Source organism: Photobacterium sp. GB-56 (assembly GCF_003026105.1).
Classification (GTDB): domain Bacteria; phylum Pseudomonadota; class Gammaproteobacteria; order Enterobacterales; family Vibrionaceae; genus Photobacterium.
Window position 1 is genome coordinate 36,762 of the sequence record NZ_PYNW01000011.1, and the last position, 12,523, is coordinate 49,284.

At 41.5% G+C, this 12,523-nt stretch carries 9 protein-coding genes; 5 read left to right on the forward strand and 4 right to left on the reverse strand.

The features are described from left to right. The first annotated feature begins 1 nt into the window (after position 1). Positions 2-1,351 carry a permease gene (locus C9J42_RS14885; protein ID WP_107302107.1) on the forward strand — a complete coding sequence of 450 codons (1,350 nt, stop codon included), beginning with the start codon at positions 2-4 and terminating at the stop codon, positions 1,349-1,351. A 102-nt stretch (positions 1,352-1,453) separates the two neighbouring features. On the opposite strand, the gene rdgC is transcribed toward C9J42_RS14885, so the two are convergent. From rdgC to C9J42_RS14905, 4 genes are all read right to left on the reverse strand, one after another. Then, complete coding sequence (gene rdgC / locus C9J42_RS14890; protein ID WP_199187096.1) at positions 1,454-2,365, reverse strand: recombination-associated protein RdgC; 912 nt, start codon at positions 2,363-2,365, stop codon at positions 1,454-1,456. Positions 2,366-2,522: 157 nt separating this feature from the next. Next, entirely contained in the window at positions 2,523-3,749 is a 1,227-nt protein-coding gene (locus C9J42_RS14895) for an NAD(P)/FAD-dependent oxidoreductase (RefSeq protein ID WP_107287723.1), read from the reverse strand. A 294-nt stretch (positions 3,750-4,043) separates the two neighbouring features. Then, entirely contained in the window at positions 4,044-4,436 is a 393-nt protein-coding gene (locus C9J42_RS14900) for a hypothetical protein (protein WP_005369367.1), read from the reverse strand. A 172-nt stretch (positions 4,437-4,608) separates the two neighbouring features. Beyond that, entirely contained in the window at positions 4,609-4,851 is a 243-nt protein-coding gene (locus C9J42_RS14905) for a hypothetical protein (protein WP_107205957.1), read from the reverse strand. Between the two features lie 480 nt (positions 4,852-5,331). Between C9J42_RS14905 and C9J42_RS14910 the strand changes: the two genes are divergently transcribed. From C9J42_RS14910 to phoB, 4 genes are all read left to right on the forward strand, one after another. Next, positions 5,332-6,270: a DUF6236 family protein gene (locus C9J42_RS14910; RefSeq protein WP_107302108.1), complete on the forward strand. Its 939-nt coding sequence runs from the start codon at positions 5,332-5,334 to the stop codon at positions 6,268-6,270. Between the two features lie 218 nt (positions 6,271-6,488). After that, positions 6,489-7,721 (forward strand): exonuclease SbcCD subunit D C-terminal domain-containing protein, encoded by a 1,233-nt coding sequence (locus C9J42_RS14915; RefSeq protein ID WP_107302109.1) that lies wholly within the window; start codon positions 6,489-6,491, stop codon positions 7,719-7,721. Positions 7,722-7,735: 14 nt separating this feature from the next. Then, positions 7,736-11,533 (forward strand): AAA family ATPase, encoded by a 3,798-nt coding sequence (locus C9J42_RS14920; RefSeq protein ID WP_107302110.1) that lies wholly within the window; start codon positions 7,736-7,738, stop codon positions 11,531-11,533. 187 nt (positions 11,534-11,720) lie between these two features. Next, positions 11,721-12,410, forward strand: coding sequence for a phosphate regulon transcriptional regulator PhoB (phoB, locus tag C9J42_RS14925; protein WP_005369349.1), 690 nt, complete (start codon positions 11,721-11,723; stop codon positions 12,408-12,410). The last annotated feature ends 113 nt before the right edge of the window (positions 12,411-12,523 follow it).

Sequence of the window (12,523 nt, forward strand, 5' to 3'; positions counted from 1 at the left end):
CATGGAAAGTGGGGATAGCAATATCATCTTTCATGTCATTTCTGTGTTTTTTAACATGTCATGGCAAATCTTTTGGCCATTAGCCTTTGGCTTAATACTCTCTTCTTTTATTCGTAACTTATTACCCGTTGATACCGTGGTGCAACACTTGGGTAAAACCGATGTGAAAAGCCTTAGCTTTACCACGCTATTAGGCATGATGTCATCATCGTGTTCTTATGCTGCGGCGTCACTGTCTCACACCCTATTAGCCAAAAAGGCAACAGTCGCTAACGCAATGGCATTTTTAGTATCAAGCACTAATTTGATAGTGGAAATGTTTATTGTGCTGGTAGCACTCATGGGCTGGACATTTTTATGGGGTGAAGTTATTGGTGGCTTGATCTTAATTGCAACTGTTGGCTTTTTGTTTAGCCGTTTTTATCCCAAAGATGTTGAACAAGAATTACGTCAGCACATAGCCAATGCTGCGCCGCAACAAAAAGCCAGTTGTGGCATGGATATGTCTGAAATGAAGCATGAGAGCAGTGATTGCGGTATGGACATGTCTAACATGAAACATGAGAGCAGTGATTGCGGCATGGACATGTCTAACATGAAGCATGAGGGAAGTGATTGCGGCATGGACATGTCTAACATGAAACATGAGAGCAGTGATTGCGGCATGGACATGTCTAACATGAAGCATGAGAGTAGTGATTGCGGCATGGATATGTCGAACATGGCTATGCCAGCAAAAAATGACACTGGCACAATGGCAAAAATCACTAAATCTGCCAGCTTCTTCCAAATGGATTTGGCAATGATAGGCAAAGAGATCTTAATTGGTGTTGTTGTATCATCAATCTTAATTGCTTTAGTACCACAAGAAGGTTGGCGCGCCTTATTTATCAGTAATGATGCCGGATTACCTGCTTGGTTACACTCGTTGCTTGATGTCATTATCGGTGTTTTTGTTGCTATGATTGCCTATGTATGTTCAGTGGGTAACTTAATTTTAGCGGCAGCACTGTGGCATGGTGGCATTTCATTTGGTGGGGTGATTGGCTTTATTCTTTCCGACGTATTAACCATTCCAATGATGCGTGTGTACCAAAAATATTATGGTAAACGTCCAACAAAATGGATGGTGGGTTTACTGTTTATTGCGATTATATTTACAGGTATGTGCGTTGATGCCATTTTCAACGGTTTTGGTTGGGTCACAACCGATCAAACCTTACGTACTTTAAACCAATCCGGTTTTGGTATGAACATGACCACAGTGATGAACTTGATCTTCATTCCGCTTTCTATTTGGTATTACCGTTTAGGTAAAAAAGCCAATGCAGGCATGGGAATGAGCATGTAATCAATCCGCGAGTTAATAACAAAGCCGTGGTGCTTAGGTTGTAAAAACAACAGAGCACCACGGCTTTTATTTCGCATATTCGATGTCGATTAAATAAAGGGATTAGCCTTTATTTTCTAAACCGCCAACCACTTCAAATAGGTTTGGTAAGAATGCTGAGAACTCGCCACCCATCAGTGATAAATCCGCATCAATACGTTGCGCCATATCTTCACGGTCGATATCTTCGTTTTGATCTTTGATTTCATCAGAGAACTTCAAACGTTTCACGGTTAAATCATCAGCAAGGACAAAGTCGACACGGTCTTGCCAGTTTAAAGCCAGTTTCGTTACCACCTTGTTTGCTTCAATGTGTGCAAGAATTTCGTCGCAGTTTAAATCCTGTTGTTTACAACGGATCACACCGCCATCTTCTTCAATCGCTTTAAACTCTGCTTCTTCACCGATAGTGAATCCATGAGGCGCTTGATTGCTACGCACCCATTCTGTCATCGTTAGGGCTAACGGTTTTTCAGGAACGACAGGTACAACAGGTAGGCTACCGATAGATTTACGTAGTAGCGCTAGCATATCTTCTGCTTTTTTAAAGCTGCCTGCATCAACCACAATATAGCCAAGCTTTGGCATGATAAGGGCAAAAGTTTGCGATTGACGACTGAAAGCGCGAGGCAGTAAATCCATCACGATTTCATCTTTAAGCGTATCTTTCTCAGTCTTTTTCAGCTTACGACCAAGATCTTTTTCCTGTATCTCAATTTTGTTATTCAGTGATTCTTTGATCACAGAAGCTGGCAGCATTTTTTCTTCTTTACGCGCACAAATTAAAATATTGTCGCCAGAAACATGGGTGAACATATCACCATGTTTGCCTAATGCGTGTGCCCAGCCAAATTTTTGGATATCTTGGCTGCCACAAGGCGTGAAGCGGAACTCTTCCAGCTGTTTTTCCAGTTGGTCTGCATTTAAATCAATTTCACGCGTAAAGCGGTAGGTTAGTAAATTCTTAAACCACATCATGGCAGTCACACTTCCTAGGGTTAAACAGTTGGGTCGCACATATTAACCTAACCACTAAAAATTACTAAGAGGCGTTTGTGATTGAAGCTTAAGATTGTGTAATAACTTACTGAACTGTGAGTGAAATTAAATTTATGCTCTCACAATAAAGCCGTTATATTTTAGGTTTGAAAATCGCTTTCATACGTTTAGCAACCATTAACCGAGAAACCGTAAACATGTTACTGATGGTTCTTTGGTGTAAACGGAAAATCGTATCGTAGATGCGGCGAATAAGTAGCCCATGTAACACAAACTGGCTTTCCATTTTAGAGCCGGGAGCAAAAGAGCCAACCGCAAAGTAATGCCCAACCGCAACCACCATTCCGCCATCTTTAAAGATAAAGTCAGTGAGTGGTTTCCCATGTAAAAAACCACCCAAACTTTTGGCTAAATGTTCTGCTGCTCGATTCGCCGCCTGTGCTTTTGGTGGAACAAAACTGCCATCGGGTTGCGGAATAGCCGCGCAATCACCGAGCGCGAAAATACAGTCATCAACCGTTGTGGTTAAATCCATATTGACTTCAATTTGATTGATACGGTTATAAGCCAATCCGCCAATACCATTTAGCCAATCAGGGGCCTTAATCCCAGCCGCCCAAAATTGAACATCAGCATCAAGCGTACGATCATCGCTTGTGATCATACTTTTCTCAGTCACTTCGCTAATGCGAGTTTGAAGTAAAACATTAATGTTATTTTTCTCAAGCTCTTGTTGCACCTTACGCGACATTTTTTCAGGACTATTTGGTAATACGCGATCTGCCGCTTCTATTAAATTAATCGTTAACGGTGTGCCGTTATAACGTTGTAGCTTTCTACTCACACGTTCAAGCTCTGCTGCCAGTTCAACCCCTGTTGCACCAGCGCCGACAATATTAACTGTACGGGGCTCTCCTGCACGTAAAATGTAGCTCATTCGGTGCCATGCTTGGCGTGCTTGGTTGGCTGAGTCTAAAAAGATGCAATGGTCTTTAGCGCCAGGGGTATTAAAGTCATTGCTTACCGCGCCAATAGCGATAATTAAATAATCGTAATCCAGCTCATAGTTAATGTTATCGGCAGCACTACAGACAGAAATCGTTTTTTCTTCGCGATGGATATCTGTCATTGAGGCTTGATAATGCTGATAGCCATGTCGCGCGCCATGAGTGAAATAACAAACCGTATCAAGATCGCTATCAAATGTCCCCGCTGCGATTTCATGCAAACGCGGTTTCCAGAAGTGATGGGTTTCTGGTTCAACTAAGATGACATCATCTTCTTTTCTTATTGTTTTCTTTAATAGGGTTGATAGTTCAATGCCAGCAGCACCCCCACCGACAATAATAATTCGTGACATAGTCAGTCCTCATATAATGATTATGAGTTCGTTCATAATGGGATAATTATCACTGTCGCCGCATCGACAAAATAAAAAAGACCGTTAAGATCGAGAGTTAGAAAGGCGAAATGATAGGGTTAAAAATTACTATAGAGTCTAGATGGGATTTTCTGATTGTGTGGACATTTGTTATTAAAGAATTCTGCCATTATCGGATGCGTTAATGAAATAAAGTAAGGAGGGGGGGATTTACAAACAGAAAAAAGCCTTGAGCAAAACTTAAGGCTTTAGAGGATTCATTTGGCAATGAAATTATTTAGCAGGCGCGAAATCTTCTGCAGCTTGGCGATGCGCGGTGTAGATAGCTTCACCGTCACTTTCGGCATCGAAGATAACAGTAACATCAGGTGAGAACAGGATAACGTCGCCCACTTCAGCAACGTATTTATTGCCGTCTGTATCACGCATGACGATCTTACCTTTAGTAACCACTTTGTACTCTACTGAATCGTAAAAGTATTCAAACTCTACGCCTGGAGACATAGTGAAATGACCAATCGTCAATGGCGCGCTGTTATTGGTAACAGCAACTTCAGCCATATCACTTTTTAAGCCTTCAACTTCTAACAGTTTGCTTAAATCATTTAGCTTAAAAGTACCTGATTTAATCAGAGTGATGCCTGGCTTTTCGGTTAATGTTGTCATTGGATTGACCTTATTTTTTATAATAAGGCTGAAATAGCGGATTCAGCCTTTTGTAGGGCGTAACAAAAAGTACAATAATTACCTTTTAAGTTAGTAATTAATGGAAAATAGAAAGAACAATAGTTAAACAGTAATAATAAAAGAAAGAGTAGTGTTCTTTTATGGGTAATACTTACTTATCTGCTGCTGAAAGTAGTTTTTCAGAAAAGTTTAATGCAGCTTTGTGCTGTGAAAATACTAAGCCAGAGTGAGAGCGTTCAGCAGTGCCTTGTTTTTGGTAGTGACCAATATTAACTGCATTAGTTTTTGATTGCTTAACGTTAATGTTGCCAGTGAAGTTACCGTCTTTTGCTGCAGCAGTAAAAGATGTTGCGATAATAGCGGCTGCGATTGTTGCTTTAATAACTGTTTTCATGAGTAATAAAACCTTTTGTTTTGAATTTTTGTGAACGTCTTGTGCGTTTCGATGTGGCTATATTAATTCTTTCAAAAAACAAAACAATTACACAATTTGGTAATTAATTATTACTCATGTGTAATAATTTGTATTGGTGGTATGAATTAGGCTCGGAATGGGGTATAGGTGGTTGAATTTATGGGAAATGAAGCGAGATTCAATTTTTGAGTGATGCAAAACAGAGCTGATATAAAAGAGGAATTATGCTGGTGGTTCACATTCTTTACTTAATAGTAACGTGGGAAATTAGGTGTAAATAGGTCACTTTTGTGAGTAAGAGGATGGTTTGAACTTATTTTCTATGTGAACACGGATTATGTTGTTTTCTCTATTTTAAAATGTCTCCTTTCAAGGTAGTACATTTCCTTTCTAATTGGATGCGTTATTTTACGTTCTCTATTAGTATGTTATTCCTTATCTTTATTACTTGGATTTTATATGGAACGCGGAATTGTATTATCTCCTCAGTTTTCTTTTTTACCTACAGGTGAGGTTTTTTTTAAATCCGTTGTTGATGATATGGAGCTTCGTAAGTATCTGTTATATTGGGATAAAATCAACGTTCCTAAATCATCTTTTTTAGATTTCGATTGTCATCAATTTCGTTTTTTACAAAAAGCAGGAGTTCTTGAACGTACACCTTATGGGCAAGAATATAATATGTATGCTTTTGGTATGAATAATAGTCACACCCTTATGATGAGGAATATAGGTCTTGGTCAAGGAGTCGGTTTGGCTCGAATTGATGACTGTACAAATATTCATCTTGATAGATATGCGGGTGATGAAATCTTAAGAGCTCATGAAGATGTATATATGCTTCTTGAATCTAAAAATAAAGGTTGCTGGTCTAAAGGGCAAGTAGCCTCAGAATTAATGTCTTTTGATGCTGAAGATAAACAGTCCCTTGAATTTAATCTTTATAATTTATTACCAGTACCTTCTGTTGATACTCCTTTGGGGGATATTCTTGAATTTAAAACTCGACGATATGATGAACTATTAGCTTTCCGAATTTATCTTGATGAACTTTATCAATCAATCATAAGCTCGGCTGATATTCCGAGGGCTTATAATACTGAGATGACAAAACTTGAACTGTCATTAAGAGATTTAAATAGAACAATGAAAGAGTCAAAAATTCAGATTGTTATTGATTCACTGAGATCTGTAATGGGAGGTATGGGGGAGATTTTAGGTTTAAGTTTAAGTGCTATCGGAACAGCATCTATATTTGGGGTTACGCCATTTATTGCCGGACTATCAGGAGCTGGAATAGGCATTGCTACGAAGGTTATACCGCAATCAAAAAACTCTATACCTAAGGAGCTCACTTATATTAAAAGTATTAAAAAAGATCTCAGTGCGCATAAATAGAATTGTTAAATACACATTCAAAAGATCGTTGTACAGCGGTCTTTTTTCATTTTAACTTACCTAAAACTACACCTAGTTTCCCCAAACTAAACCCCTGACTTATTTATCAAAAATAAAATTCCGTGATAGCTGTGTAAGGCAGTGAAATAGCAGATGTGGTTTGGCAGATCTCACGGTACAATCAGCAGATTATTTCTGGCTAGGTTGCGCATTATATTATGAAAATTATCCATACCTCTGACTGGCACTTAGGGCATCAACTCCACGGTTATAACCGCGACTATGAACATCAAGCGTTCTTAGATTGGTTAGCCGATGAACTTGAAGCTCAGCAAGCGGATGCCTTATTAGTTGCTGGTGATATTTTCGATACTGCCAATCCGCCAGCCAGCGCATGGCGCATGTTGTATCGCTTTTTGGCAAAAGTGTCGAAAACCCTACCGAATTTAGATGTAGTGATGATTGGCGGTAACCATGATTCACCAAGCAAGCTTGATGCGCCTCATGAACTATTAAAAGCCTTTGATTTGCATATGGTTGGCGGTATCCATCGCTTAGAAGATGGCACCTTAGATGTTAAGCGTATGCTGGTGCCTATCACTAATAAAGATAAACAAACTGCCGCGTATGTATTAGCTGTGCCGTTTTTGCGCAGCGCAGATTTACGTACCGATAACCTTGATGAAAACGAAGACCGCTTAATTAAAGGGGTAGAAGTGCTATATAGCGATATGACCCAAGCCGCCCGTGAATTGCTTGCGCCAGAACAAGCGATGATCGGCATGGGACACGCGTATATGGCATCAGGGCAATTATCTGAAATGTCAGAACGTCGTGTACTTGGCGGTAATCAACATGCGCTACCAGCCTCAATTTTTGCTGATGACATGGGTTATGTCGCGCTTGGACATTTGCATTTAGCCCAAAAAGTGGCGAAGAAAGAGCATGTGCGTTATAGCGGATCGCCGATTCCACTATCGATGTCAGAGCGTAATTATAACCACCAAATTTTAGCAGTAGAGTTTGATGGTAGTGACGTTAAAGCGATTGAAGAGATCAGTATTCCTCGCTGTGTCTATATGCTTAAAGTGCCAACAAAACCCGCGCCGTTAGATGAAGTGTTAGCCGCATTAAAAGCCTTACCTGACGATGAATTGCCACGTGAGCAACAACCCTTTTTAGAAGTGCATGTGTTGCTTGATAAACCACAAGCCCTCTTGCGTGAAAAAGTGCTGCAAGCATTAGAAGGCAAATCTGTTCGCCTTGCCAAAATTACGCCTCATTACAGCCAACGCGAGCAACAAGATAGCTTGCAACACCGTCGATTATCAGAGGTGTCGCCACAACAAGTGTTCGCATTAAGTTGGAATAAGAAATTCGATGGTGAGCCAACCGAAGCAATGGCTGAAGCGTTTGAAACCCTATTAACCCAAGTTGAAGAACAAGAATAAGAGAGATAATAACAATGAAAATCCTTGCGCTTCGTGGTGAAAATTTAGCGAGTTTACAAACCAAATTTGAGATTGATTTTGCGGGTGGCAGATTAGGCGATGCTGGCTTGTTTGCGATCACAGGTAAAACAGGGGCAGGTAAATCAACCTTGCTCGATGCGATTTGTTTGGCGTTGTTTGATCGTATTCCGCGTTTGCAATCAAACAAAAAGAACGATGCTGAAATCGGTCGTGATGATGAAGATAACCGCATCAAAGCCAATGATGTGCGTAGTATTTTATCGCGCGGTAAAGGTGAAGGTTTTGCCGAAGTCGATTTTATTGCCAATGATGGTTCACATTGGCGTTCGCATTGGCATGTTCGTCGTGCGCGTGGTCGTGCAGAAGGCAAAATTCAAGCCGCTGAACAGTGGTTAGAAAACATTGAAACAGGGCAGCGTTTCGCGGGTAAAAAACAAGAACTACAAGCAGAAATTGAAAAGCTGATTGGCTTGAGCTTCGATCAGTTTCGTCGTGCTGTGATGTTGCCACAAGGCGAATTCGCGGCATTTCTAAAAGCAGGGGCTGATGAACGTGCAGCACTGTTAGAGCGTATGACGGGCGGTGAAATTTACGGTCGATTATCCATTGCGGCTCATGAACGTGCCAAAGATGAAAAGCTCAAACTGACGCAACTTCAAGGTAAGTTAGGTGATATCGCACTGTTAACTGACGAAGAGCGCGAAGCATTAAATACTCAATTGGTCAGTGCTCGTGAACAAGTAAATAGCCAGCAACAAAAGTTAGAGCAACTAAAACAGCATCAAGATGTGTTGGTGAATGCTGAAAAACTGACGCAGCGTATTGGTGAAAGTGAGCAGCAGTTAGTACAAGCCAAGCAAGACCAACAATTAGCCGCGCCGCGTTATTTGCAATTGACTAAATATGAGCAAGCACTGCCTGCTCGCGGTGATTTCACGCTATTAACCCAAGCGCAGCAACAAGTGCTCAAGTGGCAGCAATCACTACAATCAGCGACCGCTGAATTAACGGCTAAGCAGCAACAACAAGGGCAATTACAAACGAGTGTTGAGCAAAGCCAGCAGCAATTAGCGCAAAAACAACAGCTGTTAACCGATCTTGAACCAAAGCTAAAACAGGCGGCAAGTATTGAGCAAAAGCGTGATGCTTTACAGCAGCAAAGCGCAGAGTTACAGCAGCAATTAGCTGGCTTAAATAAAGATCTCACGACCCAGCGTGAGCAACTTGTGAGTAAGCAACAACAGAAACACGCCGCCCAGTTACAACAGCAACAAGTGACCGCTGCATTGGCTCAAACGCAAGGGGTAAAGGCCTTAGCGGAGCAGCAAAATGCGATCAAAGATAACATCAGTCAGTATCAACAAGCGCAAAGCCAAATTGCACAGCTGCAAACTGACATAAAACAGCGTGAAAAAACGTTAGCGAGTGTGGCGCAGCAGCAGATCCAATTGGATAAACAGTTATCAGCATTAGATCAGCAAAAGCTGCAATTAACGCAGCAAACCGCAGCGCACGATCTAACGGCATTAGAACAATTACAAGATCAAGAACGCCAGCATTACTCTGCATATCAGCAATTAAGTAGTAAGTTAAAAGAGAGTTTATTCGGCCTAGATAAATGGCATGGTTTGCTTCAACAGCGTGATAAATCTCAGCTTCAGCAGCAAGGTTTAGTGACGAATATTGCAGGCAGTGAACAACGTTTGGCGGCATTAGCGCCTGAGTTATTACAACTTGGTGCTCAGCATAAAGAAGTAGAGCTTCAGCTAAACCAAAGCCGTGCTGTCATGAGCTTAACTGACTATCGCGAGCAGCTTGTTGAAGGTGAAGCTTGCCCACTGTGTGGCTCTGAAAATCATCCTTATCAGCAGCATAATCCGCAAGTTGAAAGCATTATTAGCCAACAACAACAGCGATTACAGCAATTAGCCCAGCAATTGCAAGATGCTAATGCCGAGCAGCGCCAGCTAACTCAATCTGTCTTGCAAGATAAGCAACGTCACACTGATATTGAGCAAGAGATTGCAGGTTTTAATAATACGATTCAGACGTTAGTTAATCAGCAGCAATGCCATTGGACCGATCTTATGGCAACGGATCTAAATGCCATTACTTTGACTGAAATTACCTTATCGACTGATAGCGATGTGGCTCAGCTTTCTCATTATCAAGCGCATTGGTCACAAGCAGTTGATGATGCTAAATCGCAAATGCAGCAGATTAAAGTACAGGGTGAGCAGCGCAAAGTGCTGATTGAAGAGGTCAAGCAACAGCAGCATCAATTACAGCAATTAACTAAGCAAGATGCGGAGCTAAAAGAGCAATGCTATCTGTTAACGCAGCAGCAAACTCAAGCACAAGAACAATGTAATGCGTTTACGACACAAGCTAATAATGTGCAAAACGTGATCGCTGAAAGACAGCAGGCGTTAATGACAATCTATGGTAATGACGCATGGATAAATGCATTAGCTCAGCAAGGTAAAGCGGGCTTTATTGCCGATTTAGAGCGCCAAGTTCAACAATATCAAACCAATATTGAGCAACAGCAATTGCTTGAAAAACAGCTGACAGAGCTTGCACCAGTGCTCGCAACATTAACCAATAGCGTTCAGCATGGTGAGCAACAAGCCGATGAGTTAACGGCAAAAGTAGCCCTTTTTGCGAAAGAGCAACAGGTTTGTTGGCAACAACGTATTGAGCTTATTGGCGATCAGCCACTCGATACGATTGAACGCTCAGCCAAAGCCGATGTTGACGCACAGCAGCAACAATGCCAACAGCGACAAACACAATTAAACCAATTGGCAGAAGTGATTGCCGCAGAGTTAACCAAACAGCAGAACGCGACCCAACAATTAGCAGAATCTGAAACAGCACAACAGAATCTACAACAAGTGTGGCAAGCATGGTTGGAAAAGCTTGCGTTAACAGAAGCTGAATTAATGGCATTATTAAGTCACGATGAAGCATGGTTACAGCAAGAGCGCAGTGAGCTAAAACAGCTAGAGCAAGCGGTGTCGCAAGGAGAAACTATTGTTAAAGAAAGACAGCAAGCACAGGTGGATTATCAGCCGACGGTTGAATTAGCCAAGCAGTGGTTTAGTGAACATGACATTAGTGATGACGCCTCAACTCAGCAGCAATTGTTTAGCCAATGGCAGACGGAAAAATCGCAACTTGATGATCAAGTCTTCCAATTGCGTCAGCGCTTAGATTTAGGCGAGCAAGCCGAGAAACAAGCAGGCGATTTACGCTCTGCATTAGCGACTCAGCAAACGCAAACTGAGCTGTGGATGGAAATAAGTGATTTAATCGGTTCGGCTACGGGTAATAAATTCCGTACCTTGGCTCAAGGGTTAACACTGCAACAGTTAGTGATTAATGCCAACCATCACTTGCAAGATCTTGCGCCACGTTATGCGTTACAACCGGTACCGGGAAGCCCGTTGGCGTTGCAGGTTATCGATCATGATATGGGCGATGAAGTACGTAGTGTGGAATCGCTTTCGGGGGGCGAGAGTTTCTTAGTGTCGTTGTCTTTGGCTTTAGCCTTAGCCTCACTGGCGGCAGATACGCGACAACTCGGCTCTCTGTTTATTGATGAAGGATTTGGTACCCTAGATCCTGATAGTTTAGAAATGGCATTAGCCTGTTTGGATGCACTTCAAGCGGATGGTCGACAAATTGGTGTTATTTCCCATGTAGGCACTTTAGTTGAACGTATCGGGGTGCAAGTGGCTGTTGAAGCACAAGGGGGGGGACGTAGTCATATTGCCATAAAAGGTTAATATAAATACGCATTAACTCATTGTAATTATTTAATATTCATATCATTATTTTATAAAATATGAGAGTGTTTAAATGATACATATTCAACTTAGTTTATACTTTTATTACAATAAGTCACAAAAGTGTAATATTAAGAACACATAATGGCGCTTGTCAGATGAAGCAAACGACTAGGTATATTTGATTATGGTAAGACGGATTCTTGTGGTAGAAGATGAAGCTCCAATTCGTGAAATGTTATGTTTCGTGTTGGAGCAAAAGGGCTATCAAGCGATCGAAGCTGAGGACTATGACACAGCGCTAGAAAAAATGTGCGAACCATATCCTGAACTTATTCTCATGGACTGGATGTTACCCGGTGGTTCAGGTATTAACCTGATCAAACACCTTAAGCGCGATGAACTTACACGCCAAATCCCTGTTGTAATGTTAACAGCACGTGGTGAGGAAGAAGATAAAGTTCGTGGTCTTGAAGTAGGTGCGGATGATTACATCACTAAACCATTCTCTCCAAAAGAGTTAATGGCACGCTTAAAAGCGGTTATGCGTCGTGTGTCACCAACAGCATTAGATGATGTAATTGATGTGCAAGGGCTGAAATTAGATCCTGTATCGCACCGTGTAACATCGGATGATGAACCATTAGAGATGGGCCCAACAGAGTTTAAAATGCTGCACTTCTTTATGACGCACCAAGAGCGCGTTTATAGTCGTGAACAATTACTCAACAATGTTTGGGGCACTAACGTTTATGTTGAAGATCGTACTGTTGATGTTCACATTCGTCGTTTACGTAAAGCGTTAGAATCAGGTGGGCACGATAAGATGGTGCAAACGGTACGTGGAGCGGGCTATCGCTTCTCAACTCGCCCATAGTAATGATCCACAACCCACACTCGGGTTGGCTATATAAAGAAAAATACGAGCCTTCACCCATTATCGCAGTTCGATAAGGTTGGAGGTTGTGTTGTTTGTACGAGTAAAGAAAT

Coding starts and splice junctions, on each gene's coding strand:
- C9J42_RS14885 (WP_107302107.1), top strand. CDS start 2: ATGGAAAGTGGGGATAGCAATATCATCTTTCATGTCATTTCTGTGTTT.
- rdgC (WP_199187096.1), bottom strand. CDS start 2,365: ATGTGGTTTAAGAATTTACTAACCTACCGCTTTACGCGTGAAATTGAT.
- C9J42_RS14895 (WP_107287723.1), bottom strand. CDS start 3,749: ATGTCACGAATTATTATTGTCGGTGGGGGTGCTGCTGGCATTGAACTA.
- C9J42_RS14900 (WP_005369367.1), bottom strand. CDS start 4,436: ATGACAACATTAACCGAAAAGCCAGGCATCACTCTGATTAAATCAGGT.
- C9J42_RS14905 (WP_107205957.1), bottom strand. CDS start 4,851: ATGAAAACAGTTATTAAAGCAACAATCGCAGCCGCTATTATCGCAACA.
- C9J42_RS14910 (WP_107302108.1), top strand. CDS start 5,332: ATGGAACGCGGAATTGTATTATCTCCTCAGTTTTCTTTTTTACCTACA.
- C9J42_RS14915 (WP_107302109.1), top strand. CDS start 6,489: ATGAAAATTATCCATACCTCTGACTGGCACTTAGGGCATCAACTCCAC.
- C9J42_RS14920 (WP_107302110.1), top strand. CDS start 7,736: ATGAAAATCCTTGCGCTTCGTGGTGAAAATTTAGCGAGTTTACAAACC.
- phoB (WP_005369349.1), top strand. CDS start 11,721: ATGGTAAGACGGATTCTTGTGGTAGAAGATGAAGCTCCAATTCGTGAA.